Source organism: Paraburkholderia lebeckiae, from assembly GCF_050436225.1.
Lineage (GTDB): Bacteria > Pseudomonadota > Gammaproteobacteria > Burkholderiales > Burkholderiaceae > Paraburkholderia > Paraburkholderia tuberum.
The window spans coordinates 2,352,172-2,376,868 of sequence record NZ_JBNDLU010000002.1 but is presented as its reverse complement, the minus strand read 5'-3'; the positions used below and the strand labels follow the sequence as shown (position 1 = coordinate 2,376,868).

Annotated in this window: 22 protein-coding genes; 15 read left to right on the top strand and 7 right to left on the bottom strand. The window is 63.1% G+C overall.

Annotation, left to right across the window (positions count from 1 at the left end):
- Window positions 1-96 precede the first annotated feature (96 nt).
- The 5 genes from OKW45_RS25545 to OKW45_RS25525 form a co-directional block, all read right to left on the bottom strand.
- Window positions 97-885, bottom strand: coding sequence for a hypothetical protein (locus tag OKW45_RS25545; protein ID WP_429471833.1), 789 nt, complete (start codon window positions 883-885; stop codon window positions 97-99).
- A gap of 82 nt (window positions 886-967) precedes the next feature.
- A complete protein-coding gene (locus OKW45_RS25540; RefSeq protein ID WP_429471831.1) occupies window positions 968-2,011 on the bottom strand; it encodes a hypothetical protein in 1,044 nt (347 codons plus the stop codon).
- A gap of 531 nt (window positions 2,012-2,542) precedes the next feature.
- Window positions 2,543-3,277, bottom strand: coding sequence for a hypothetical protein (locus OKW45_RS25535; protein WP_026225477.1), 735 nt, complete (start codon window positions 3,275-3,277; stop codon window positions 2,543-2,545).
- 503 nt (window positions 3,278-3,780) lie between these two features.
- Window positions 3,781-4,527, bottom strand: coding sequence for an SDR family NAD(P)-dependent oxidoreductase (locus OKW45_RS25530; protein WP_429471828.1), 747 nt, complete (start codon window positions 4,525-4,527; stop codon window positions 3,781-3,783).
- Between the two features lie 265 nt (window positions 4,528-4,792).
- The gene (locus OKW45_RS25525; protein ID WP_429471827.1) at window positions 4,793-5,725 is read right to left on the bottom strand and encodes a DMT family transporter; all 933 of its coding nucleotides are present in this window, start codon (window positions 5,723-5,725) and stop codon (window positions 4,793-4,795) included.
- A 130-nt stretch (window positions 5,726-5,855) separates the two neighbouring features.
- Between OKW45_RS25525 and OKW45_RS25520 the strand changes: the two genes are divergently transcribed.
- Window positions 5,856-6,773 carry a LysR family transcriptional regulator gene (locus OKW45_RS25520; protein ID WP_026225476.1) on the top strand — a complete coding sequence of 306 codons (918 nt, stop codon included), beginning with the start codon at window positions 5,856-5,858 and terminating at the stop codon, window positions 6,771-6,773.
- Window positions 6,774-6,824: 51 nt separating this feature from the next.
- On the opposite strand, the gene OKW45_RS25515 is transcribed toward OKW45_RS25520, so the two are convergent.
- A complete protein-coding gene (locus tag OKW45_RS25515; protein ID WP_018418526.1) occupies window positions 6,825-7,025 on the bottom strand; it encodes a hypothetical protein in 201 nt (66 codons plus the stop codon).
- Between the two features lie 458 nt (window positions 7,026-7,483).
- Between OKW45_RS25515 and OKW45_RS25510 the strand changes: the two genes are divergently transcribed.
- Window positions 7,484-8,275: an SDR family NAD(P)-dependent oxidoreductase gene (locus OKW45_RS25510; protein ID WP_429471825.1), complete on the top strand. Its 792-nt coding sequence runs from the start codon at window positions 7,484-7,486 to the stop codon at window positions 8,273-8,275.
- A gap of 126 nt (window positions 8,276-8,401) precedes the next feature.
- Here OKW45_RS25510 and OKW45_RS25505 read toward each other — a convergent pair whose 3' ends face one another.
- Window positions 8,402-9,397 (bottom strand): LLM class flavin-dependent oxidoreductase, encoded by a 996-nt coding sequence (locus OKW45_RS25505; protein ID WP_018418524.1) that lies wholly within the window; start codon window positions 9,395-9,397, stop codon window positions 8,402-8,404.
- A gap of 336 nt (window positions 9,398-9,733) precedes the next feature.
- On the opposite strand from OKW45_RS25505, the gene OKW45_RS25500 reads away from it, so the two are divergent.
- From OKW45_RS25500 to astE, 13 genes are all read left to right on the top strand, one after another.
- The gene (locus OKW45_RS25500; protein WP_429471823.1) at window positions 9,734-11,335 is read left to right on the top strand and encodes a rhodanese-related sulfurtransferase; all 1,602 of its coding nucleotides are present in this window, start codon (window positions 9,734-9,736) and stop codon (window positions 11,333-11,335) included.
- A gap of 526 nt (window positions 11,336-11,861) precedes the next feature.
- Complete coding sequence (gene bamE, locus OKW45_RS25495) at window positions 11,862-12,413, top strand: outer membrane protein assembly factor BamE domain-containing protein (protein ID WP_429471821.1); 552 nt, start codon at window positions 11,862-11,864, stop codon at window positions 12,411-12,413.
- A gap of 60 nt (window positions 12,414-12,473) precedes the next feature.
- Complete coding sequence (locus OKW45_RS25490) at window positions 12,474-13,427, top strand: patatin-like phospholipase family protein (RefSeq protein ID WP_429471819.1); 954 nt, start codon at window positions 12,474-12,476, stop codon at window positions 13,425-13,427.
- A gap of 355 nt (window positions 13,428-13,782) precedes the next feature.
- Window positions 13,783-14,472, top strand: coding sequence for an ABC transporter permease (locus tag OKW45_RS25485; RefSeq protein WP_429473357.1), 690 nt, complete (start codon window positions 13,783-13,785; stop codon window positions 14,470-14,472).
- 5 nt (window positions 14,473-14,477) lie between these two features.
- Window positions 14,478-15,191, top strand: a complete 714-nt coding sequence (locus OKW45_RS25480) for an ABC transporter permease (protein ID WP_429471816.1) — start codon at window positions 14,478-14,480, stop codon at window positions 15,189-15,191.
- 91 nt (window positions 15,192-15,282) lie between these two features.
- A complete protein-coding gene (locus OKW45_RS25475; RefSeq protein ID WP_018418518.1) occupies window positions 15,283-16,074 on the top strand; it encodes an ABC transporter ATP-binding protein in 792 nt (263 codons plus the stop codon).
- A 28-nt stretch (window positions 16,075-16,102) separates the two neighbouring features.
- Entirely contained in the window at window positions 16,103-17,146 is a 1,044-nt protein-coding gene (locus OKW45_RS25470; RefSeq protein WP_018418517.1) for a GlxA family transcriptional regulator, read from the top strand.
- Between the two features lie 149 nt (window positions 17,147-17,295).
- Window positions 17,296-18,531 carry an aspartate aminotransferase family protein gene (locus tag OKW45_RS25465; protein ID WP_429471814.1) on the top strand — a complete coding sequence of 412 codons (1,236 nt, stop codon included), beginning with the start codon at window positions 17,296-17,298 and terminating at the stop codon, window positions 18,529-18,531.
- A gap of 67 nt (window positions 18,532-18,598) precedes the next feature.
- A complete protein-coding gene (aruF, locus tag OKW45_RS25460) occupies window positions 18,599-19,651 on the top strand; it encodes an arginine/ornithine succinyltransferase subunit alpha (protein WP_429473356.1) in 1,053 nt (350 codons plus the stop codon).
- Window positions 19,648-20,685: an arginine N-succinyltransferase gene (gene astA, locus OKW45_RS25455; protein ID WP_184008656.1), complete on the top strand. Its 1,038-nt coding sequence runs from the start codon at window positions 19,648-19,650 to the stop codon at window positions 20,683-20,685. Before aruF ends, astA begins: the two co-directional genes overlap by 4 nt.
- A 2-nt stretch (window positions 20,686-20,687) precedes the next feature.
- Window positions 20,688-22,151, top strand: coding sequence for a succinylglutamate-semialdehyde dehydrogenase (gene astD / locus OKW45_RS25450; protein WP_429471812.1), 1,464 nt, complete (start codon window positions 20,688-20,690; stop codon window positions 22,149-22,151).
- Window positions 22,152-22,163: 12 nt separating this feature from the next.
- Window positions 22,164-23,504 carry an N-succinylarginine dihydrolase gene (astB, locus tag OKW45_RS25445; RefSeq protein WP_429473355.1) on the top strand — a complete coding sequence of 447 codons (1,341 nt, stop codon included), beginning with the start codon at window positions 22,164-22,166 and terminating at the stop codon, window positions 23,502-23,504.
- Window positions 23,488-24,570 (top strand): succinylglutamate desuccinylase, encoded by a 1,083-nt coding sequence (gene astE, locus OKW45_RS25440; protein WP_429471810.1) that lies wholly within the window; start codon window positions 23,488-23,490, stop codon window positions 24,568-24,570. The genes astB and astE overlap by 17 nt, the downstream gene beginning before the upstream one ends.
- The last annotated feature ends 127 nt before the right edge of the window (window positions 24,571-24,697 follow it).

Below are 24,697 nucleotides of genomic sequence, written 5' to 3'. Positions count from 1 at the left end.
GCAATGAACCGTTGTGGTCGGCCGAAGAGCCTCTCGCCGTTACTGACAACTAAGCGTCACCAGTTATCTCGCGTTCAAACCTTAACCGTGAATAAGTTAAAAACGATATTTTACCTTTATACCAATCGCTTTACGTACATGCTCAGGTTGCACCACCGTCCCGACTGGAGAGCCGCCCTTGCTCAGTATCGCATCGTCACTGCGACCGATACGCATCCATTCGAAATCACTCTCGACACTGACGTTGGGAACTGCTTTTGGCCGTACTTCGAGTGCGAACCGTGCGCCGATCGCAGATCTAGTCGAGAAATTTACGTGGTCAAATAACTGATTATCGAAGTTCACTTCGAGATGCTCGGGGGATGACGCGACGAGCAAGCCGGTCAGATAGATATCTGACCATGATGCCTGCAAAACACGTGTTTGCACTCCCGCAAGAAATCGCCAGGAGTTGTATTCTTCCTTCAGTCCTAGTGTGGCGCCTTGTCCCAGAATATCTCGCTTCCAATAATCCCATTCGGTGCCCGCAAGGAGTAACACTGCGTCGGAGATGTATCGCCCCACTTCAGTCGTCATGCGAAACTGTCTGGTTCTCGTGTTTGTTGAAAACGCCATTCCGCTCTGCATCTGGCCGTCGTAGGTAAGATTGCCTCCATAAATTTCACCGCTCAAGCTGACAAGCCAGTCGCCTCTTTTGTAATTAGCCTTGAATTCAAGGCCGGGAAGGAAGCCGTGCTCTTTTACTAGCTGCTTTCGGTTGATGTCAACTTCATCCGTGGTTGCGTACCGAATTCCCCCGGCACCGTAAAATTCCCACTGTGCATAGGCCGATCTACCAGAAACTAATCCAGTGATCAAAACGATAAATAAGACAACTTGCCTCATGGAATGCAATGAATTTGTGTTTATCCGAGGGAAGAAATAAAAAATGGGCGCTTAAACGCGCCCATTAATCATGAATCGTTGCTTAAATTCGGTTCATCAAATCCGCCCAGGTGGTATTGATCGTTTGATCGATGACCCCATCGCCATTGCTATCGATATCGATCCTGACATTGGTGCTGTCAATTGCGGTAAGCGTGGCGCTGCTCTGATCTGCTGCAGTTACCGTCATTGATCCAGTCGACGGACTCGCTGCGCCAACGGCTTGGAACGGTGCGTTGGTCTTCACGCTGAAATTGACGGTACCAAGCTTGGGCGAACTGCCACTCAACGTAAAGTTTGCGCTTGACGTGTTACTGCTGCCATTGATTGAACCGTTAAAACTATAGGCCGTCAGCTTACGGCTAATGACGGTTCCGTCGCTCTCAGTCAGATTCATCTGGAGTGAGGATCCGCTGACAGCAGCAGTGGCAACTTGGGAACCAGATTGTTGGTAGCTTAGAGACATATCACCGTTGGCACCGATAGTGACGCCGCCGCTTTGCAGTGTCATATTGGCGTAATTAAGGGTGAGCGTAGCACCCCATGACGTGCCCGAACCAATCGTACCGGAAAGGTTGCTAAATCCATAAGTGATCTGGCCGTTCATTACCTCGCCATTTTCCGAACAATTATTGGCGGTAATCGACATACTATCGCCGTTGCTGACTGTCCCCGGATTCGCTTCGCTGACAGATACCGAAATTGTCCCTCCGCTTGCACATGCACCTGTGCTCGAGGCCGTTACACCGGTTACGAGGTTATTGACCGGCTGTACAGCAACGCCTTTATAAAGCTGCGCAAGCGACGCCGTAATGAGGCCAGCTGTTGGGGTCTCTACGGACACGCCTGTTGCCAGCGATGCTCCGGTATTACTTTGAGTGCCTAAGTCCTGTACCCCGGAATACGCATATGCCACAGTATCCTGAGCGTTAGTGGAGGTAATAACACCTACAGGAGCGGAACTTGAACTTGAATTTGAATTTGCCGCCGAAGTACCGCTGTCTCCGCCACCTCCGCCGCCACACGCCGCCAATAAGCAAGCACTGATCAAACCAGCAAAGACGCTTTTCGTAAAGCCGACTGACATAGTTTTATCCTTTTATTCATAAATTTATTATGGTGCTGCGGCCACCAACTGACCCCCAGGGTGACTTCTTGCGATTCTATCAGTCGGTTTGACAAATTGTAACGTTTTGTAAGTGCCTTCATCAATCCCAGAAGAATGCCGCGTACCGTCATCTCGCATCGCAAGCAGGCGGTGCGCGACAAATAGGATAGTGTTATGAAAACGCAAAAGTACTCGGTTTTCGGGTGTCGCTTTACCCTTTCCAAATTTCTGCCAAGCCGATACGGCGCGATCTGAACGGTCGGTTTTTCAGAACGCCGCGTTCAGCACGCGTTTTGGCCGCGTCCATACGCCCGCTTTCACGCGAACAGCAGGCGATCAGGTCGATATAACTTGAAGGAACCGTTACGCCGAGCATCCGCAATGTGTCGATGAATCGCCAACGCTTGCAGCAACATACCCTCACCCAATTTCGACGACTACGCGCAGCCGGGTCGACACGCAAGGACCTCATTCCGGAACTGCAGAGAACGGCTGCGGCTATCAACCCGCTTACTGCGGCTGCGTCAAATCCTGCCCAATTGCTGCGACGACCGCCTGTTCGCAATCCTTGAGGCCTGCCACCGACTGATCGAACTGGTCGGTCAGCGTGCCGAAGCTGCCATAACGATATTTGGCGTCCGCTTCGATATGAATCGAATTGGCCTTGATGTCCCAGCCGCAAGCGAATGTCTTAAAGTACATGTCCTGCCTGGACTTCGAATCGAGCAGGCGCGCACGGATGACGACCCACGGAATGAAGTCGCCTGTATCCGGTGGGGATGCATAGCCAAACGAAGTAATCCACACGCTCAAGATGGCATCCGCGTCGGTCTTGACATCTGAGAAGTCGTCTGACTTGCCATCGCTTGAGAGCTTCACGTTCTGGCCGTGCAACGCAACGATCTGATAGCCGGAACTGGAAAGTCGCGCTGTAAGGCCATCGTCAACAACGGGAGCGAAAACGATCTTTTCGCTCGCCACACGCTGCGTGTACGTACTCGTATGATTGGCGTTGACCCCGGCTTGCACCAATCCACCAATCAATCCAAATGCTCCGGCAGCGCCACCGAAGTTGACCACGCTCTCCCCGCGCGGTTCCTTGACGTCCATCATGGCGATCGTATGGAGCTTTTGTCGATTGCTGGCGGCAAGGTCGGTTTTCGGAAGCGAAGCACAGCCCGTGAGCAGTGTTGTGACAACAAAACCCGCGGCGAGCACGGACTTTGAAAGTGCTTTGGTCTTCATATTCTTTATCTGTGGATGGAGAGCGTCGACGCGCAACAGCCCAGCGCCTTTGAATAATGGCGATCCCTGGCAATCAGGGACCAGCAAGCCATTTATCGGCACCACTGGTATGAACTTTAGAATTGCAACCGAGCTAAGCCCGCCCTTTGATCCACGAAAACCTCGAGCACTATTGCGCGCGTCCGTAGTCGACAAGCAGCAGCTTTACGAGGCACGGCGTCGAATTCATCCGTACGATGCAACTTATACACGGCTGCATTTGCCGACTTCGGAGACACGTGCCGACGCATGCAGAGCGTCCGGATGGGGCGCATGCTGCCGGTCGACGTCAGGCTGAGACCGGCCAACATGCGTGGTTAGATGGGGCGTGCACTGCGTTGCTCGCGCGACCATTCTCGCCGCCGAAGCGGCCCACGATCCGGCGATAACAAAGGACGCCGGTGCACTGACCGGGCGCAACGCTCGCGCAGCGGATCTTGCCCGCGCGCGATGCGGCCAAGGAGCTATATGAAGCTTGCGCCTCCGTTGATGGGGATCGTTTGGCCCGTGATGAATGCGTTGCCGACGACCATCAGCACGACCTCCGCGACCTCGCTCGCTTCGCCCAGGCGCCCGACGGGCAGCCTTTCTGCGACATTGGACGCCTTAAGCGGTCCAGCCATTTCGGTGTCGATCGGTCCCGGTGCAACGGCGTTGACGGTGATCCCTTCGCGGGCGAGCCGTGCAGCATAGCCGCGCGTCAAGCCTTCGAGGCCGGCTTTCGATGCGTTGTAGTGAACGCCAACCAGGCCGGGGCCGCGGGCGGCGGCCGACGAGACGTTGACGATGCGGCCCCAGCGCCTCGCGCGCATGCCGGGTAGCACTGCCTGCGTGCAGAGAAACGCCGATTTCAGATTGACGGCGAGCGTTCGATCGAACTCCGCTTCCGCGAGATCGTCGACATCGACGATCGTCGCGGTGCCCGCGTTGTTCACGAGCACGTCGATCGGGCCGAGGCGGTTTTCCACCTCCGCGATCATCGCTTCGACGTCGTCTCCGACCGATACGTCGGCGCATACCGCGATCGCGCGGCCTCCGGCGCGTTCGATTTCCGCGACGACGTCGGCCGCGTCGTTCTCGCGTTGCCGATAGTTGACGGCGACTGCTGCGCCGGCTGAGGCAAGCGCGATCGAAATGGCGCGTCCGATTCCGCGCGAGCCGCCGGTCACCAAGGCGACGCGATCGTTTAAGTTGAGCGAATGTGCTGGCATCGTGGAACTCCTCAGTTGCGGGGGGCAGAACCGGTTGTGGCCTCGTCTGCGAGGCGTGGTGTCGCTGAGCGAGGCGTTGCCGGAAAGCATCCTAGTTTGCCCCCTTCAAAGCGTCGTCGCCGGAAAGCCGCCCTGCTGCTTTCATCGATCTTTCGGCCGTTCTGGCTTCAAAGCCGCCGTTGCAGCTAGACTCGGCCGAAGGGCAGCTCAGGGGCTTGGGGACAGGCTGTAGCCGGCCAGCAGCCGCTTGCGACCTAAAGACAGGCTAACCGTCGACCGAAGTGGCGGGATGCATTTCGAACGCCGCGTTGGCGTCCCTTTTAAACGGAACCGCCGCCAGCACCGATGCAAGTACCATCAGACCTCCGCCAAACCATGCCCAGCCAGAAAGATGCTCACCGAGCCATGCGTATGCGAATAGCGCACCGAACGCGGGCTCGCTTCCCATCAGCAAAGCGACGCGCGTTGGGTTGCTGCGCTTGACGGCAAAGTTCTGTGCGAAGAAAGCGAACAACGTACAGGCGAGCACGAGGTAAGCGATGCTCGCCCAGAAGTCACCGTGCCCACTGAGCGACGGCAGCGCATCCCAATGTTGTGACGGCAACACGAACGCCGCCAGGACACTGCCCAATGCAACGACGCCTGCCTGGACCGCCGTCAACGACAGCGGAGCAAGTTCCGATTCGCGCATCACACGCTTGGTCACGCACACCATCAGCGCACGCAGTAACGCCGCAAGAAGAATCAGCGCGTCGCCCGCGGTCGGAATGATCACGCCTCCGCTCACGAACGCGGCGCCCGTCAGCGACAGGCCCACGGCGATCCATTCGCCACTCGACGGCTTTCGTCGTAGCAACACCCATTCGACCAGCGGCGTAAGCGCGACACACAGACTGATAAGGAACGCCGCATTCGACGCGCGTGTGTGCGCTATCCCGAAAGTCTCGGCCAAAAAGATGCCGAGCAGGATTGCACTGGAGCCGAGCGCACCCAGCAAGGCGGACGCTTTGACGTGTCGGAGCGAGCGCAACGCCGGCGACAACACGAGGAACGTCAGCCCGAAGCGCAACGCCAGCAGACCGAGCACGGGATAGATCGTGAGCGCGCCTTTCACGACCCCATAACTCGTGCCCCACACCATCGCGACCGCAAGGAGCATCAGGTCGGATATCCATAACGGGCTCTTTTGCTTCGACATGACGGACCTTATGTTTTTCATTCGAACGGCCCAAATTGTCGGGTATTGCATTGAGAAATATAATCCGGGTCAGTGGAACATCTTTTATGTTTGAGATGCACAAATAGCTGGTGAGGGTGCGAGGGTCGCGATGAATCCCAATGAACTCTTTGCGTTGCTACCCGACATGGCGACGTTTGCGAGGGTTGTCGACGCCGGCAACTTCTCCATTGCCGCGCGGCAACTGGGCAGTACACCGTCGACTGTCAGTCGACAGATCAAGCGTCTTGAGGATTCGCTTGGCACGCGGTTGCTTGAGCGCTCGACCCGTAGCATCCGTTTGACGGATTCAGGCGCGCAGGTCTACCGGTATTGCCGGGATATGGTCGGCGCAGCGTCGGGCGCCGTCGACGTCGCTGGACAAGTGACGGGTGATCCGCGAGGCAAGGTCAGCATCAGTGCGCCGATTTCATTCGCGCGATCTGTCATCCATCCGCTTGTTCCCGAATTTCTGCGCATGTGGCCCGACGTGGATGTCCATCTGGTCTTCGCCGACCACGAAGTCGATCCGCTACGTGACGATGTCGATATGGTGATCCGACTCACGCGTTCGCCTCCGCCAGGCCTTGCTGCCCGGCGACTTGGAGCGGTCAAATGGGTTCTATGCGCGTCACCTGCTTATCTCGCGGAATGGGGGACACCGGCCGAGCCACGCGACCTTGACCGGCATGCATGCATGTATCTAGGGGAGACGGTCGACGACAATCGATGGCATTTCCGCCGCGACTCAGAGACACAGTCGGTCGAAGTGAAGGGCCGATACATCGCCAATGATGCGGGCGCGCGATTGGATGCTGCGCTGCATGGCCTGGGCATTGCGAGCTTGCCCGATTTTGCCGCTGCGCAGGCGATTTCCAGGGGCGACATTGTGCGGGTGCTGACCGACTGGGAATTCGAGGCGCGTCCCTATATGGGACCGGTCTGGCTGCTTTATCCGTCGAATCGTTTTTTACCGTCTCGAGCACGTGCGCTCATCGATTACCTGGTGAGCCAGCTCCACGACAGGTAGGCTGCCACACCGACGGCATCAGGCGCGCAGGGCTGCGCGCCTCCTTTGCTGTCAGCCGTGGTAGAAGCCGTCGGTGACCGAGTTTTGCAGCACGCCGTCGACATAGACGCCGACAGGGTCGCCATCAGCGGACGTGAGAATCGAGCCGATGTGCTGGCCGGGTAGTTTCATCCGGCCACCTTGAATTCTGGTCATCTCCTGGTGATCAAGTTCTGCAGAGTTCTGGATGTCGTCGATGGTCAGTGTGTTCATGATGTGTCTCCTTGAACAAGAGGGTTGTAGAAACATTTGAGCGGCCGGCTGCCTGCAGCACACAACGCACATGTCATGCCATCCGGGCGTGCTCTGCGCGGAGCGCATCCCCCCGGTGAATCGCGATGATGTGAGTCTGGGCGCCACCATCACTTAGCCAAACGAAGTTGGAAAATCGCTGACATGGCCTTGTTTTCCTTCACCTCATCTAGTCTTTTTCTGTTCGAAAGCGAGGCTCTATGCCCGATCCTGACTTAATCGGTGTTGCCGGGGCGCTGTGGACACGCAGATGTATCCCGGCATGAACGACAGCAACGAATCGCAGGCGTTCTTGACCGAACCGCCTCACTGGTCGATGGTGGCGCATCGATTACACGTACGTGAAGCTCCTGGCGGCTTCCGACGTTCAAGGCCCCGATGTCGCCGTTTTTAATTCATCCATTGAAAGGAAACCACTCATGGACCTGAATCTGACAGGCAAACTCGCGCTGGTGAGCGGCAGCACAGCCGGCATCGGTTTCGCTATCGCGAGCACGTTGGCGCAGGAGGGCGCTCGTGTGATCGTGAACGGCCGCTCCCAGTCATCTGTGGACGACGTGGTCGCGCAGCTGAAAGCGCAGACGGGCAGCGACGTGCAGGGATTTGCGGGCGATCTCAGTACCGCCGCTTCAGCAGAAGAGCTCGCGCGACGCTATCCGGACGTGGAAATTCTGGTCAACAACCTGGGCATCTTCGAGCCCAAGCCGTTTGAAGAGATCCCCGACGCGGACTGGCAGCGGTTCTTCGACGTCAATGTCTTGAGTGGGGTACGCCTCGCTCGCCTGTTTTTGCCTGCAATGAGGCAGGCCAACTGGGGGCGCATCATTTTCATTTCGAGCGAAAGTGCGGTGCAGATTCCTGCTGAAATGATCCACTACGGGATGACGAAAACCGCGCAGTTGGCAGTCTCGCGGGGGCTCGCCGAAGCCGTTGCCGGCACGGGCATTACAGTCAATAGCGTGCTGCCGGGGCCAACGAAATCGCGGGGAGTGGGCGAATTCGTGGAGACCCTTGCCAAGGCCGACGGCAAATCGTTTGAAGCGTTCGAAACAGAGTTCTTCGAGAAGGTCCGTCCCACCTCGCTCATCAAGCGATTTGGTTCGCCGCAGGAAATCGCGTCGCTCGTGGCCTATATCGCCAGTCCGCTTTCGTCGGCCACGACGGGAGCCGCGTTGCGGGCCGACGGGGGCGTTATAAAAAGCGCCTTCTAGACCCCGAAGGCATCGGGCCGGCTTCTCACACGACCGGCCCCAACTCAGTGCAAAGACAAGGGCGGCTTGGCATGAGCCGCCCTCTTTTCGTGCGTCGCCGTGTCCGCCGATCGATTCGCGAACCGCTTATCTGGCCGCCATCATTTCATCGCGCACCTCGGCGCCGATCTCGAACGAGCGCAGCCGCGCGGCGTGATCGTAAATCTGCGCGGTCAGCATCAACTCGTTCGCGCCGGTCTGCTCGATGATCGATTGCAGACCTTCGCGGATTGCGTCGCGATCGCCGAGCACCGTGCAAGCGAGCGCACGCGCGACGTTGTTCAACTCCATCTCCGACGCGTCGAGCCGCTCGACCGGCGGCTGCAATTGTCCCGGCGTGCCGCGCCGCAGATTGATGAACTGCTGCTGCAGCGACGTGAACAGCCGTGCGGCTTGGTCGTTCGTGTCGGCGGCGAACAGATTGACGCCGACCATCGCATAGGGCTTCGCCAGCGTCGCGGACGGCCGGAACTGCGTGCGATACACCTGCAGCGCGGTCATCATGTAATCGGGCGCGAAGTGCGACGCGAACGCGAACGGCAGCCCGAGCGCTGCGGCCAGTTGCGCGCTGTACAGCGACGAACCGAGCAGCCACAGCGGCACGTTCAGGCCCGCGCCCGGCACCGCGCGAATGCGCTGGCCCGCGACCGGCTCGGCGAAATACCGTTGCAATTCGACGACGTCGTCGGGGAAGGTTTCGGCGCTCGCCTGGAGATCGCGGCGCAGCGCGCGAGCGGTGGTCTGATCGGTGCCGGGCGCGCGGCCGAGGCCGAGATCGATCCGCCCCGGATACAGCGACGCGAGCGTGCCGAACTGCTCGGCGATCACGAGCGGCGCATGGTTCGGCAGCATGATGCCGCCGGAGCCGACGCGAATCGTCTTCGTGCCGCCGGCCACGTAGCCGATCACGACCGAGGTCGCCGCGCTCGCGATACCGGTCATGTTGTGATGCTCGGCGAGCCAGTAACGCTTGTAGTTCAGCTTTTCCGCGTGCTGCGCGAGTGACAGTGTGTTCCTGAACGCGTCAGCCGGCGTGGCACCCGCGGTGACCGGCGAAAGATCGAGAACCGAGAAGGGGATCATTGTCTGTTGATTGCGATGGGCGGCGCTTTCGCGCGATGGGGCATTGTGGCAAAGCGGCGCCTTTTCTGCTGGCGGCGCGGCGATGTCCCTGTCGGCTGAAGGGTCGGCGGGACCGACGCGGCGCGATGAGGCACGACGGGGATGCGGCGCGTGGCGCGGAAATTGCGCGTGCGTAGCGTGTTCGCGCGGCGGTGCTTCGCATTCGCAGTGCGCCCGAATAACTAATCCAGCGAGTGACCGTGCGCCGATCGGAATTCGAGTGTACGGTTAAGTATCGGTGCGGTGATGCGATCCGTTGCCGGAAATCTGGAATGTAGCAAAGGAGTTCCCGATCCCATGAGTGTCGTCAAAGAGTTTCGTACCCGGTCGTTCCAAGACGTGTGCCATGCATTGCTCGACCGCGAGGAGATCGCGCTCGTCGACGTGCGTGAGGAAGATCCGCACGCGCGCAGTCATCCGTTGTTCGCCGCCAATCTGCCGCTGTCGCGGCTCGAACTCGACGCGCCGCTGCGGCTGCCTCGCCCGGCCGTGCCGATCGTCGTGTTCGATGCCGGCGAAGGCCTCGCGAGGCGTGCGGCCGAGCGCTTCGCCGAACTCGGCTATACCAACGTCGCCTTGCTCGAAGGCGGCCTGCAAGGCTGGCGCGAAGCGGGCGGCGAGTTGTTCAAGGATGTCAACGTGCCGAGCAAGGCGTTCGGCGAACTGGTCGAAAGCGTGCGTCATACGCCGTCGCTGTCCGCGCAGCAGGTGCAGGCGCTGCTCGATCGCGAGGCCGATGTCGTGGTGCTCGACGCGCGCCGCTTCGACGAGTTTCAGACCATGAACATCCCCGGCAGCATCAGCGTGCCGGGCGCGGAGCTGGTGCTGCGCGCCCGGCAGCTCGCGCCGGATCCGGCCACGCGCATCATCGTCAATTGCGCTGGGCGCACGCGCAGCATCATCGGCGCGCAGTCGCTGATCAACGCGGGCGTGCCGAATCCGGTGGCCGCGCTGCGCAACGGCACGATGGGCTGGACGCTCGCCGGTCAACCGCTCGCGCATGGCAGCGCTCGGCGTGTCGAAGGCGCGGTCGACGACGTTTCCCGTCTCGCCGCGGCAGACGGCGCGCGCGCGGTTGCCGACCGGGCGCGCGTGCGCCGCACGTCGCGCGACGAAGCGCGCCGTTGGGCCGACGAAGCGGTGCGTACCGTCTATCGCTTCGACGTGCGCAACCCCGAGGAATACGAGGCGGGCCACGTGCCGGGTTTTCGCAGCGCACCGGGCGGCCAGCTCGTGCAGGAAACCGACCTGTTCGTGACGGTGCGCGGCGCGCGCGTGATCCTCGCGGACAGCGACGGTGTGCGCGCGAACATGACCGCATCGTGGCTCGCGCAGATGAACGTAGAGGTGTACGTGGTCGATGGCCTGACGGCGGCCGATTTCGCCGAGAAGGGCATGACGCCGTTGGCGCGCAACGCGGTCACGCCGCCCGACGTCGACGACATAGCGCCGGCCGAGCTCGCCGCGCTGCTGCAGTCGACGGGAACCGTCGTGCTCGACTTCACGAGCAGCACGCACTATCTGAGGCGGCATGTTCCGGGCGCGTGGTTCGTGATCCGCAGTCAGCTCGCCGACGCGCTGCGCACGCTGCCCGATGCGAAGCGCTATGTGCTCACGTGCGGCAGCGACGTGCTCGCGCGCTTCGTCGCGCCGGAGCTCGCCGCGGCGACCGGGCGGCCGGTGCAGGTGCTGCGCGGCGGCACGACCGCGTGGATCGACGCGGGCTTGCCCGTGGAGTCGGGCGGCACGCGGATGGCGTCGCCGCGGATCGATCGTTATCAGCGGCCGTATGAGGGCACCGAGAACGCGCGCGAAGCGATGAGCGCGTATCTGGAGTGGGAGCATGGGCTCGTCGCGCAACTCGCGCGCGACGGCACGCACGGCTTTCGTGTGATTTGATTGGCCGGCGATCCGGGGGGGGGGGCGGCCCCCCTTGCGCCGCGCGAATCTTCTGCCGATTCGGTGTAAACGCGCTCTCGTCGAAAGCCTCCGATGCGTTTAGATTAGCGGCATCTGGAAGGCTTTTCGAGGGACCAGGGCGGCCATAAAAGGCAGCGGTTTGTCATTCGGCGATGGCGCAAGGTGAGTAGCCAAGGTTGCTCATCGCTTCGTCTGGAGCAGACCGCTGCGCGTCGTCCGCGGTGCTTCGCGCGAGGCGGCTAATGAGCCGCCGTCACTTCCGGTTGATCCTATCGACCGACATGGCGACGCTGTACACAGCGTCGCCTTTTTGCTTCTGGCGTGCCCATCTCAACCGACCTCAGCCGATCCCTTAGCGCTGCGCGCAACACGTTGCGTGCGTAGCCGCACCCGTCGCGCCTGCGTTGCTCGCGGTTTTCTCCGTGCGCGGTTATCCTTGTAGTACACACTACAGACCGGCCAGGCGCCGCGACGACAAATCCCGCACATCCGGACAGGAACCGAAGTGAGCCTCAAACCGCTGGGCGTCACGCTACTGATAGCGTGCTGTGCGCTGACCGGCTGCGACCAACAGCAGAGCGATCAAGCCGTGCAAAAACTCAAGGACTTTTTCAACGCCGTCAAACCGGACGTGTTGCTGCTCAAGAACATGACGCCGGGCGTCACGACCGAAGCGCAAATCCTCGCGCAGATGGGCAGGCCCGAGACCGCGCGCAGCTTCACCGACGGCTCGAAGCGCTTCGAATATCCGCGCGGCCCGCAAGGCCTGAACACCTACATGGTCGACATCGATCGCGACGGCAAGCTGCAGGCGATCACGCAGGTGCTGACCGCGGACAACTTCGCGAAGGTTCGCTCGGGCATGTCCGAGGACGAGGTGCGGCGCTTGCTCGGCAAGCCTGGACAGGTTGCGGTGTTTCCGCTGAAGCCGGAAACCGTGTGGAGCTGGAAATGGCGCGAGGGCGGCGTGACCGAAGAAGGCATCTTTAACGTTCACTTCGACCGGAACCAGAGGGTGTACACCACGTCACGCTCGGACGTGATTCGCGGGCGATAGGCGAGGGGCAATGTCGATCAGAAGACGGCCGGATAAGCGGGCCGAAAAAGCGGGGTAGGCATGATACGTCGACGTCGATACAGCCGGATCGGGCTGGTGTTGGGGGGCGGCGCCGCGCGCGGCTGGGCGCATATCGGCGCGATTCGCGCGCTGCAAGACGCGGGCATCAGGCCCGACGTCGTGTGCGGCACGTCGATCGGCGCGCTGGTCGGCGCGGTCTATGCGAACGGCGATCTCGACTGGCTCGAGGAGTGGGTGTCGCGCCTCACGTGGCAGACCGTGGTGCGGCTGCTCGATCTGCGCATCTCGGGCGGCCTGCTTGGCGGGCGCAAGGTGATCCAGCTATTCGCCGACAAATTCGCCGGCTGCTCGATCGCGCAACTGCAGATGCCGTTCGCGGCGGTCGCGACCGAACTCGACACGGGCCGCGAAATCTGGCTGCAGGACGGCAGCACGATCGACTCGGTGCGCGCATCCATTGCGATTCCGGGCATCTTCACGCCGGTATGGCACAACGGCGTGTGGCTCGTCGACGGCGGGCTCAGCAATCCGGTGCCGGTGTCGGTCGCGCGGGGCATGCGCGCGGACTGCGTGATCGCGATCGATCTGAACAACGACATCCTGAACGGCCGCGATTTCGGCGGCCCGGTCATCCAAACGCCCGCGCTCGATCCCACCGCACCGCCGCCCGTCGCGCTGCGCCGCAACGGCAAGCCGTGGCCGCGCTGGCTCGCGCCGGCGGAGGCGAGCGCCACCGACGACGTGCGCGTACCGCCGAAGCCGAGCGCGAACGTGCCGTCGATGCTGAGTTCGATCGCGCAAAGCATCGACATCATGCAGGTGCGCATCACGCGCAGCCGGCTCGCTGGCGAACCGGCCGATATCCTGATCCAGCCGCGTCTCGGCGGCATGGGCATCTTCGATTTTCATCGCGCGGCGCCAGCCATCGAGGAAGGGCGCGAGGCGGTCGAGCAGATGCTGCCTGCGATTCGCGCGCGGCTCGGGCTCGACTGAGCGCGGGCTGTCAGGCGTCGGAGCCGGCGTGGACGCGCTGATGTAACGGCGCGACGCGTTCGGGCGGCGCCACCGCCGTCGGCGCGGCCTATCGAAAAAGCGACCCGAAACTTGCTAAATCGCCGCACGGCCAGGCGCGCGCGGCGCGCGCGACAACACGATAACCCCCGTGAAACCAAGCGCTACGAGCGTTCCGTCGTGCGGCGAAGTGCCATGTTGCGACGCAGCGAATCAACCGCCCCATATTTGAGAAATTGATTTCAGCTTGCGAGACTCCGCGCCATACCGGAGCAGCGAGCAGCCCATGAAGCCGCCGCCATCCGCGCCAATTCAACGAACCTGGATGGAGACACGCGTGTTCCTATACGGCTTTGGTCCCGTGCTGCTCGCCGGCACGCTCCAGACGATCGAGCTGTCCGTTCTGTCGCTGGCGGCCGCTGTGTTGCTCGGCCTCGCGGGCGCGGCGGCGAAACTCTCGTTCAACCGGCCCCTGCGGGTCATCGCGACCGGCTACACGACGCTGATCCGCTCGGTGCCCGACCTCGTGCTGATGCTGCTGCTGTTCTACAGCATCCAGATCTGGCTCAATGATCTGACCGACATGTTCAGCATCGAGCAGATCGACATCGATCCGTTCGTGGCCGGCGTGCTGACGCTCGGTTTCATCTACGGCGCGTATTTCACCGAGACTTTTCGCGGCGCCTTTCTCGCGGTGCCGCGCGGCCAGCTCGAAGCGGGCAGCGCGTACGGCATGAGCGGCGTGCGCGTGTTCACGCGCATCCTGTTCCCGCAGATGATGCGCTTCGCGCTGCCCGGCATCGGCAACAACTGGCAGGTGCTCGTGAAGGCCACCGCGCTCGTGTCGATCATCGGTCTCGCCGACGTCGTCAAGGCCGCGCAGGACGCGGGCAAGAGTACCTTCAACATGTTCTTCTTCATCCTCGTCGCCGCGCTGATCTATCTGGCGATCACCACCGTATCGAACGTCGCGCTGATCTGGCTGAACCGCCGCTATTCGATCGGCGTGCGACACGCGGAGCTCTGAGCGTCATGATCGACATCCTCAATCAATTCTGGAAGGCGTATCTGTTCTGGGACGGGCAGCGCCTGTCGGGTCTCGCGGTCACGCTGTGGCTGCTGGTCGCGTCGATCGCGATCGGCTTCGTGTGCGCGGTGCCGCTCGCGGTCGCGCGCGTGTCGAAGAAGCGCTGGCTGTCGACGCCGGTACGTCTGTACACCTACGTATTTCGCGGCACGCCGCTCTACGTCCAGCTGCTGTTGATCTACACCGGCGTGTACAGTCTCGCGTTCGTGCGTTCGCACACTCTGCTCGATGCGTTCTTTCGCAGCGGCTTTCACTGTGCGATCCTCGCGTTCGCCTTGAACACCTGCGCGTACACGACCGAGATTTTCGCGGGCGCGATCCGCTCGACCTCGCATGGCGAAGTCGAGGCGGCGCGTGCCTACGGCATGAGCGGGTTCACGATGTACCGGCGCATTGTGATACCGTCCGCGCTGCGCCGCGCGTTGCCGTTGTACAGTAACGAAGTGATCCTGATGCTGCACGCGACGACGGTCGCATTCACGGCCACGGTGCCCGACATCCTGAAGGTCGCGCGCGATGCGAACTCGGCGACTTACCAGTCGTTCAATGCGTTCGGGCTCGCGGCGCTGATTTATCTCGTGGTGTCGTTCGCGCTGGTTGCGCTGTTCCGGCGCGCCGAGCGTCGCTGGCTCGCGCATCTCGCGGTGCGCACGCACTGAGCCCGCGTTGACGACATAGCATCGGGCGCCTCGAGCTTCGGCACGGCGGCGTCCGCACCAGACCGATCCGTATTCTCACTGGGAGAGCGTCTTGCTCCATACCACTCAAACCGAAGCTTGCAAGCTCGCCGTACAGGACATCCACAAGCGCTACGGCGACAACGAAGTGCTCAAGGGCGTGTCGCTCAACGCGAACAAGGGCGACGTGATCAGCATCATCGGCGCGAGCGGCTCGGGCAAGAGCACTTTCCTGCGTTGCATCAATTTTCTCGAGCGGCCGAACGCCGGGCAGATCGTCGTCGACGGCGAAGCGGTCAAGACGAAGACCGATCGCGCCGGCAATCTCGAAGTCGCCGATCACAAGCAGCTTCAGCGCATCCGCACGAAGCTCGCGATGGTCTTCCAGCACTTCAACCTGTGGGCGCACATGAACGTGCTCGAAAACGTTATCGAAGCGCCGATTCATGTGCTCGGTCTGAAGCGCAAGGAAGCCGAGGACCGGGCGCGCGAGTATCTGGAGAAGGTCGGGCTCGCACCGCGTCTCGAGAAGCAGTATCCGTCGCATCTGTCGGGCGGCCAGCAGCAGCGTGTCGCGATCGCGCGCGCGCTCGCGATGGACCCGGACGTGATGCTGTTCGACGAACCGACCTCCGCGCTCGACCCCGAACTCGTCGGCGAAGTGCTGAAGGTGATGCAGAAGCTCGCCGAGGAAGGCCGCACGATGATCGTCGTCACGCACGAAATGGGCTTCGCGCGCAATGTGTCGAACCACGTGATGTTCCTGCACCAGGGCCGCACCGAGGAAGAGGGTAATCCCGCCGAGGTGCTGAGCGCGCCGCGCAGCGAGCGCCTGAAGCAGTTCCTGTCCGGCAGTCTGAAGTAACGCGCGGCTCGCTTTTCACGGACACCCGATGGCCCGCACGTCCAGCCCGGCTCGCACGACCCAGGTCGTGATCGTGGCACTGCCGCCCGTGTCGATGTCGGGCGTCGGGCCGATCGTCGACGCGCTCAATCTCGCCAATGAAATCGACGGCCGCGCGCTGTATCGCGTGCAGGTATGTTCGTGGGACGGCCGAGCGGTGCCACTGTCGGGCGGCGCGCAATGGCCGGCCGATGCCGCGTTCGGCGACGCGATCGCGTGTGACTGGCTGATCATCGTCAGCGAGCGGTTCCAGCAGTTCGCCGACTACCGGCTGTTTCTCGCAAGCCTCGCGCGCGTCGGTCAGCGCACGCCGCTCGTCACCGGTATCCACCACGGCGTGTGGTGGCTCGCGATGGCGGGGCAGCTGTCCGGCTATCGCGTCAGCGTGAACTGGGAAACCTATCAGCAGTTCTCTGAACAGTTCGAACGCTCGATCGTCACGCAGCAGATCTTCGAAATCGATCGCGATCGCGCGACCTGCGCGGGCGGCCAGGCGACCGTCGACTTCATGCTCGCGATGATCGGCCGCGAGCACGGGCCCGAACTCGCGGAGCGCATCGCCGATACGCTCGGCGTAGGCGTGCTGCGCGCGGGCGAGGAGCGTCAGCGCATTCCGTTCGTGACCGCGCCGGGCGAACGACACCCGCGCCTGAACGACGCGCTGCTGCTGATGGAAGCCAATATCGAGGACCCGCTGACCACCGATGAAATCGCCGGCTTCGTAGGCGTCTCGCGGCGGCAGCTCGAGCGCCTGTTTCGCCAGTATCTCGGCTCGATGCCGTCCAAATACTATCTGGGGCTGCGGCTGTCGAAGGCGCGCACGCAATTGCAGCGCACCAGCAAATCCGTCGTGCAGATCAGCCTCGCATGCGGGTTTTCGTCGGCGGCGCACTTTTCGAATGCGTATCGGGAGCGCTTCGGCGTCACGCCGCGCGAGGATCGCCGCAACTGGATCGACCGCCAGACCGGTGCGCACGGCGGCGCGAGCGAGCCGCGGCCGGCCGCGCTGATCGAGCGGCCCGAGCTCGATTGACGAGTCCGAACGAAACGCCTGCACGAAAAGTACCCGCTGTGGCCCGACGACGCGCGGAACCTCATAGAAAGCGTCGCGTATGCGCAAGACGTGCCGCGCGCGGTTTCCTACACTAGCTGTATTACCTGTCACCCGTAAAAGGAATTGCCATGAACGACCTGACTGTGACACGCCAGACCTTCGACGAAGTCATGGTGCCGGTGTTTGCCCCCGCCGCCTTCGTACCGGATCGCGGTCTCGGCTCGCGCGTGTGGGACACGCAAGGCCGCGACTATATCGACTTCGCCGGCGGCATCGCCGTCACCGCACTCGGTCATGCGCATCCGGAGCTGCTAAAGGTGCTGCATGAGCAGGGCAGCAAGCTGTGGCACATCGGCAATGGCTATACGAACGAGCCGGTGCTGCGCCTCGCGAAGCGCCTCGAAAGCCTCACGTTCGCCGACCGCGCGTTCTTCGCGAATTCGGGCGCCGAGGCGAACGAGGCCGCGCTGAAGCTCGCGCGCCGCGTCGCGTTCGACCGTCACGGCGCACAGAAGGATGAAATCATTTCGTTCGCGCAGTCGTTCCACGGCCGCACGCTGTTCACCGTCAGCGTCGGTGGCCAGCCGAAGTACTCGGAAGGCTTCGGCCCGGTGCCGGCCGGCATCACGCATCTGCCGTACAACGACATCGAAGCGGCGAAGAAGGCGATCGGCGCGCAGACCTGCGCGGTGATCGTCGAGCCGATCCAGGGCGAGGGCGGCGTGATCCCGGCCGATCCGGCGTTCCTGAAGGCGCTGCGCGAAGCGTGCGACCGGCACAACGCGCTGCTGATTTTCGATGAAGTGCAAACCGGCGTGGGCCGCAGCGGCTTCTTCTACGCGTACCAGGACACCGGCGTGACGCCGGACATCCTGACCACCGCGAAGGCGCTCGGCAACGGCTTCCCGATCGGCGCGATGCTGACCACCAAAGAGCTCGCCGCGCACTTCAAGGTCGGCGTGCACGGCACGACTTACGGCGGCAATCCGCTCGGCTCGGCGATCGCGGAAAAAGTGGTCGAACTCGTCAGCGACCCGAAGCTGCTCGAAGGCGTACGCTCGCGCAGCGAAGTGCTGAAGGGGCATCTCGCGAAACTGAACGAGCGCTTCGGACTATTTACCGAAGTGCGTGGCAAGGGTCTCCTGATCGGCGCCGAACTGAACGACACGTTCCGGGGCCGCGCGAAGGACTTCGTCACCGCGGCCGGCCAGCACGGCGTGATCATGCTGATGGCGGGCCCGGACGTGCTGCGCTTCGTGCCGTCGCTGATCATGCCGCTCGACGACATGGCCGCAGGCTTCGCGCGTCTCGAGACGGCGTTCGGCGAACTCGTCGGCGCGAACGCGCAGGCGGCGTCGCATTGATGTTCAGGCAGTCCCGCACGCCCACGCTGATGCAGCGGATCATGCGTCACATTCAACAGGAACGATGATGCTCTTCGTACGTCCAGGCCGCCTTGCCGATCTCGATGCGCTCGAGCATATGGCACGCACCGCGCAGCCGGTGCTGCATTCCCTGCCGCACGACCGGCGCGCGCTCGAAGCGCGGGTCGCGTTGTCGGAAGACTCGTTTCGCGCGGAGGTCGATTTTCCGGGCGAGGAGTTTTATCTGTTCGTGCTCGAAGATTCGGAGACCGGCAAGCTGATGGGCACCGCGAGCATCGTCGCGGCGGCCGGTTACGCGGACCCGTTCTACGTGTTTCGCAACGACGCGCTGATTCATGCGTCGCGCGAATTGCATGTGAATCGCAAGATTCACGCGCTGACGATGTCGCACGAGCTGACCGGCAAGAGCCGGCTCGCGGGCTACTACATCGACCCGTCGCTGCGCGGCGACGCGGCCGCGCAACTGATGTCGCGCGCGCGGATGATGTACATCGCCGCGAATCGCAAGCGCTTCACGCCCGAGGTGTTCTCGCTGCTGCTCGGCGTGACGGACGAAAACGGTGTATCGCCGTTCTGGGAAGCGGTGGGGCGCAAATTTTTCGGCCGCGATTTCGCCGACATCGAAGTCGAATCGGGCGGCCGCAGCCGCACCTTCATCGCCGAAGTGATGCCGACCTATCCCGTGTATGTGCCGCTGTTGCCCGAAGCGGCCCAGCGCGTGCTCGGCGAGCCGGACGCGAACGCGCTGCTCGCCTATGAGATTCATCTCGAGGAAGGCTTCGAGACGGATCGCTACGTCGATATCTTCGACGCGGGTCCGGTACTGACCGCGCAGGTGGATCGCAGTGTCAGCGTGCAGCACAACGAAACGCGCGTCGTGCGCGAGGCATCTGCGACGCACGGCGAAACGTACCTGATCGCGCACAACGGCGCCGCCGGCGAGTTCCGTTGCGTGCTCGGCGATCTCGCGCTCGGCAAGGCGTCGGGCGCCGGGTTGTCACAGGCGGCGCGCGCCGCGCTCGGCGTACGGGAAGGCGATGCGGTGCGCTGCGTGCCGCTGCATCAGCCGCAGGATGAACAATCGGGAGACGCGCAATGATCGTCGTTCGCGTAGTACAACGAGGCGATGTGGATGCGCTGATGCGGCTCGCGCAGGAAACCGGGCCGGGCCTGACCACCTTCAAACCGGATCGCGATGCGCTCGCGGCGCGTGTCGAGCGCGCGCGCCGCACGATGGAAGATCAGGCCGCGCCGCACGAGGCCGGTTATTTCTTCGTGATGGAAGACACCGCGACCGGCGACGTGGCCGGCGTCTGCGGTATCGAAACGGCGGTGGGTCTGCAGCAGCCGTTCTACAACTATCGCGTGAGCACGGTCGTGCACGCGAGCCAGGATCTCGGCATCTGGACGCGCATGCACGCGCTGAACATCTCGCACGACCTCACCGGTTATGCGGAAGTGTGCTCGCTGTTCCTGAGCCCGCGTTATCGCACGAGCGGCGTCGGCGGCTTGCTGTCGCGCTCGCGCTTCATGTTTCTCGCGCAGTTTCGCGAGCGTTTTCCGCAGCGTCTGTGCGCGGAGTTGCGCGGCCATTTCGACGAGCAGGGCACGTCGCCGTTCTGGCGCGCGGTCGGCTCGCATTTTTACCAGATCGATTTCAACGCGGCCGACTATCTGAGCTCGCACGGCCGCAAGGCGTTTCTCGCCGAGCTGATGCCGCGCTATCCGGTGTACGTCGAACTGTTGCCGGAAGAGGCGCAGCGCTGCGTCGGCCTCACGCATAACGACACGATCCCCGCGCGCCGCATGCTCGAAGCCGAAGGGCTGCGCTATGAGAATCACGTCGATATTTTCGACGCGGGTCCGGTGCTCGAATGCCATATCGCCGATTTGCGCACGGTGCGCGAAAGCGTGCTGGTGGCGGCTGAAATTGGCGAGGCAGCGGAGCAAGCCGCGCAGGACGGGCCGAAGTCGATGGTATCGAATACGTCGCTCGGCGATTTTCGCGTTGGCGTCGTGGCGGGCGTGCCGCGCAACGGTGTGTGCCGGCTGAGCGCGGCCGAGGCCGACGCGCTTCGCGTGCAGGCAGGCGATCCGCTGCGGGTGCTGCCGTTGAAACACAAACAAGGATGATCATGAGCGAGCTTTTCATCGACGGCGAATGGGCCGCCGGCACAGGACCCGTATTCGCATCGCGCAATCCCGGCACGGGCGCGGTGGTGTGGCAAGGCAACAGCGCGTCGGCGGACGACGTCGATCGCGCGGTACGTAGCGCGCGCCGCGCGTTCGCCGCATGGTCGGCGCTGACGCTCGACGAGCGCTGCGCGGTGGTGCGCCGCTTCGCCGCGCTCGTGACAGAGCGCAAGGAAGCGCTCGCCGAAGCGATCGGCCGCGAGACCGGCAAGCCGCTGTGGGAGGCGCGCACCGAAGCGGCCTCGATGGCCGCGAAGGTCGAGATCTCGATTCAGTCCTACAACGAACGCACCGGCGAAAAGCGCTCGGCGATGGCCGACGGCACCGCGGTGCTGCGGCATCGTCCGCATGGCGTGGTGGCGGTGTTTGGGCCGTACAACTTCCCGGGCCATCTGCCGAACGGGCATATCGTGCCCGCGCTGATCGCCGGTAACGCGGTCGTGTTCAAGCCGTCCGAACTCGCGCCCGGCGTCGCGGCGCTCACGGTGCAGATCTGGCGCGATGCGGGACTGCCCGCCGGCGTGCTCAATCTCGTGCAAGGCGAGAAGGACACCGGTATCGCACTCGCGAATCACCGGCAGATCGACGGTTTGTTTTTCACCGGTAGTTCGGATACCGGAACATTGTTGCACAAGCAATTCGGCGGACGGCCGGAGATCGTGCTCGCGCTCGAAATGGGCGGCAACAATCCGCTCGTGGTCGGCCCGGTCGCGGACCTCGACGCCGCCGTGCACCACACGATTCAATCGGCGTTTCTGTCGGCGGGGCAGCGCTGCACGTGCGCGCGCCGCATCTTCGTGCCCGACGATGCGTTCGGCGAGCGTTTCCTCGCGCGCCTGACGGAAGTGACTGCGCGCATCGGCGTCGGTGAATACAACGCGGAGCCGCAGCCGTTCATGGGCGCCGTGGTGTCGGCGCGCGCGGCCTCGCGTTTGATCAGCGCGCAGGAGCGTCTGCTCGCCAGCGGCGCGAAGGCTCTGCTGAAAATGGAGCAGCGCGATCCGCAACTCGGCTTCGTCACGCCCGCGATTCTCGACGTGACCGACGTAAAGGAGTTGCCCGACGAGGAGCACTTCGGTCCGCTCGCGCAGATCATCCGCTACCGCAATTTCGACGACGCGCTCGAACGGGCGAACGATACGGAGTTCGGTCTCTCGGCGGGCCTGCTCGCCGACGACGAAGCGCTGTGGACGCATTTCCAGCGCACGATTCGCGCGGGCATCGTCAACTGGAACCGGCCGACCAATGGCGCTTCTTCAGGAGCGCCGTTCGGCGGGCCGGGCCGCTCCGGCAATCATCGGCCGAGCGCGTACTATGCGGCCGACTACTGCGCATACCCAATGGCCTCGGTCGAGAGCGCGCAACTGAACATGCCCGCGAGCGTCTCGCCGGGCCTTCAATTCTAAGGATCGACGATGCTGCAAGCCACTGAAGCCAATTTCGACGGCCTGGTCGGCCCGACTCACAACTACGCGGGCTTGTCGTTCGGCAACGTCGCGTCGCAGAGCAACGAGAAGTCGGTCGCGAATCCGAAGGCCGCCGCGCGCCAGGGTCTGCGCAAGATGAAGCAGTTGGCGGACCTCGGCTTTCATCAGGCCGTGCTGCCGCCGCAGGAGCGTCCGTCGATGCGTCTGTTGCGCGAGCTCGGTTTTTCCGGCGACGATGCTTCGGTGATCGCGCGCGTCGCGAACAACGCGCCCGAACTGCTCGCGGCGGCGAGTTCGGCCTCGGCGATGTGGACCGCGAACGCGGCGACGGTGAGCCCGTCCGCGGATACGCACGACGGCCGCGTGCATTTCACGCCGGCCAATCTGTGCAGCAAGCTGCATCGCGCGATCGAACATGAGTCGACACGCCGCACGCTGCGCGCGATGTTCAGCGACACCGACCGCTTCGTCGTGCACGAGGCGCTGCCCGGCACGCCCGCGCTCGGCGACGAGGGCGCGGCGAATCACACGCGCTTTTGCGAGCAATACAAGGCGCGCGGTGTCGAATTCTTCGTGTATGGCCGCAGCGAGTATCGTCGCGGGCCGGAACCGAAGCGCTATCCGGCGCGCCAGACGTTCGAGGCGAGCCGCGCGGTCGCGCATCGTCATGGCTTGCAGGAAGCGGCGACCGTGTACGCGCAGCAGAACCCTGAAGTGATCGACGCGGGCGTGTTCCATAACGACGTGATCGCGGTCGGCAATCGCAACACGCTGTTCTGCCATCAGCTCGCGTTCGTCGAGCAGCAGGCGGTGTACGACGAGCTGCGCGCGAAGCTCGCGAGCATGCACGCAGGGTTCAACGTAATCGAAGTGCCCGACGCCCAGGTCAGCGTCGCCGATGCGGTGACGTCGTATCTGTTCAACAGCCAGCTACTGACTCGGCCCGATGGCAAGCAGGTGCTGGTCGTGCCGCAGGAGTGCCGCGAAAATCCGCGGGTGGCCGCGTATCTGGATGAGCTGACTTCGCACAGCGGTCCGATCGACGAAGTGCTCGTGTTCGATCTGCGCGAGAGCATGAAGAACGGTGGCGGCCCCGCATGTCTGCGGCTGCGCGTCGTACTCGACGACACCGAACGCGCGGCGGTCGCGCCGGGTGTGTGGATCGACGACACGCTGTTCGGCCGTCTCGATGCGTGGATCGACAAGCACTACCGCGATCGTCTCGCACCCGCCGATCTGACCGATCCGAAGCTGCTGGTCGAGTCGCGCACCGCGCTCGATGAGCTGACGCAAATCCTCGCTCTGGGCTCGCTGTATGACTTCCAGCGCTGAGCACGCAATGGCGGCCCCGAGCGCGATGCTCGATGATTTTCTCGCGTGGACGCTCGCGGGTTCCCGGCCTGCCGCGCATCAAGCGCAAGGCACGTGTGCAAACGGCGTGCGCTGGACGTGGCAGGGCGACGGTGTGCTCGTCATCGAGCCCGCGGAGCGGCACGCGGACATCCGTAGCGTGCTCGTGTCGGCCGGCGTGCATGGCGACGAAACCGCGCCGATCGAACTGCTGTCGCGCATCGTCGCCGATATCGCGCAGGGCCGCGCCGCGCTTGCGTGCCGGTTGCTCGTGATTCTCGGCAACATCGAGGCGATGCGCGACGGCGGCCGCTATCGCGACGACGATCTGAACCGGCTGTTCAGCGGCCGTCATCTGCAACTGCCGCACAGTCATGAGGCGCCGCGCGCGGCCGCGCTCGAACAGGCCGCGACGCGCTTTTTCGCCGACGCGTCCGCCGCGCCCGGCGCGCGCTGGCATATCGACATGCATACGGCGATCCGCGCGTCGGTGTTCGAGCGCTTCGCGCTGTTGCCGCATACCGGCAAGCCGTTTTCGCGCGCGATGTTCGAATGGCTCGGCGACGCGCGTATCAGCGCGGTGCTGCTGCACACGACGAAGGGCAACACCTATTCGCATTTCACCGCGCAAGCGTGTGGCGCTGATGCGTGCACGCTCGAACTCGGCAAGGTGCGGCCGTTCGGCGAGAACGACCTGACGCGCTTCGAGGGCGCGGATCTCGCGGTGCGCGCGCTGCTGGCCGGCACGCGCGTGGATTCGCGAGCCAACACGCAAGCCGACGCGCAAGCCGCTTTGCCGCGTGTGTTCACCGTCGTCGATCAACTGACCAAGCAAAGCGACGCATTCGAGCTGCTGCTCGCGTCGGACGTGCCGAACTTCACGCCGCTCGTGAAGGGCAGCTTGCTGGCGCGCGACGGCGACTATCAATACACGGTGCAGCGCGACCAGGAGCGCATCGTGTTTCCGAACCCGACGGTCAAGCCCGGCCTGCGCGCCGGACTGCTCGTCGTCGACACCACCGCCGACACGCTGTCCAGACTTGTCTAGACAGGTTCCATGTACAATCGCCGGCTTCGCGGCTGTCGCACCTACTGGTCACGCCGGCCGCGCGAGACCGAAGCGCGGCGGGCGTAATCCGCCTGTGCGCGCCGAATCGGCTCCGTTTCAGTCCGCA

What these genes read in the sequence shown, in the direction of transcription:
- OKW45_RS25545 (WP_429471833.1), bottom strand. Translation starts at nt 885, where the DNA reads ATGAGGCAAGTTGTCTTATTTATCGTTTTGATCACTGGATTAGTTTCT.
- OKW45_RS25540 (WP_429471831.1), bottom strand. Translation starts at nt 2,011, where the DNA reads ATGTCAGTCGGCTTTACGAAAAGCGTCTTTGCTGGTTTGATCAGTGCT.
- OKW45_RS25535 (WP_026225477.1), bottom strand. Translation starts at nt 3,277, where the DNA reads ATGAAGACCAAAGCACTTTCAAAGTCCGTGCTCGCCGCGGGTTTTGTT.
- OKW45_RS25530 (WP_429471828.1), bottom strand. Translation starts at nt 4,527, where the DNA reads ATGCCAGCACATTCGCTCAACTTAAACGATCGCGTCGCCTTGGTGACC.
- OKW45_RS25525 (WP_429471827.1), bottom strand. Translation starts at nt 5,725, where the DNA reads ATGTCGAAGCAAAAGAGCCCGTTATGGATATCCGACCTGATGCTCCTT.
- OKW45_RS25520 (WP_026225476.1), top strand. Translation starts at nt 5,856, where the DNA reads ATGAATCCCAATGAACTCTTTGCGTTGCTACCCGACATGGCGACGTTT.
- OKW45_RS25515 (WP_018418526.1), bottom strand. Translation starts at nt 7,025, where the DNA reads ATGAACACACTGACCATCGACGACATCCAGAACTCTGCAGAACTTGAT.
- OKW45_RS25510 (WP_429471825.1), top strand. Translation starts at nt 7,484, where the DNA reads ATGGACCTGAATCTGACAGGCAAACTCGCGCTGGTGAGCGGCAGCACA.
- OKW45_RS25505 (WP_018418524.1), bottom strand. Translation starts at nt 9,397, where the DNA reads ATGATCCCCTTCTCGGTTCTCGATCTTTCGCCGGTCACCGCGGGTGCC.
- OKW45_RS25500 (WP_429471823.1), top strand. Translation starts at nt 9,734, where the DNA reads ATGAGTGTCGTCAAAGAGTTTCGTACCCGGTCGTTCCAAGACGTGTGC.
- OKW45_RS25490 (WP_429471819.1), top strand. Translation starts at nt 12,474, where the DNA reads ATGATACGTCGACGTCGATACAGCCGGATCGGGCTGGTGTTGGGGGGC.
- OKW45_RS25480 (WP_429471816.1), top strand. Translation starts at nt 14,478, where the DNA reads ATGATCGACATCCTCAATCAATTCTGGAAGGCGTATCTGTTCTGGGAC.
- OKW45_RS25470 (WP_018418517.1), top strand. Translation starts at nt 16,103, where the DNA reads ATGGCCCGCACGTCCAGCCCGGCTCGCACGACCCAGGTCGTGATCGTG.
- OKW45_RS25465 (WP_429471814.1), top strand. Translation starts at nt 17,296, where the DNA reads ATGAACGACCTGACTGTGACACGCCAGACCTTCGACGAAGTCATGGTG.
- aruF (WP_429473356.1), top strand. Translation starts at nt 18,599, where the DNA reads ATGCTCTTCGTACGTCCAGGCCGCCTTGCCGATCTCGATGCGCTCGAG.
- astA (WP_184008656.1), top strand. Translation starts at nt 19,648, where the DNA reads ATGATCGTCGTTCGCGTAGTACAACGAGGCGATGTGGATGCGCTGATG.
- astD (WP_429471812.1), top strand. Translation starts at nt 20,688, where the DNA reads ATGAGCGAGCTTTTCATCGACGGCGAATGGGCCGCCGGCACAGGACCC.
- astE (WP_429471810.1), top strand. Translation starts at nt 23,488, where the DNA reads ATGACTTCCAGCGCTGAGCACGCAATGGCGGCCCCGAGCGCGATGCTC.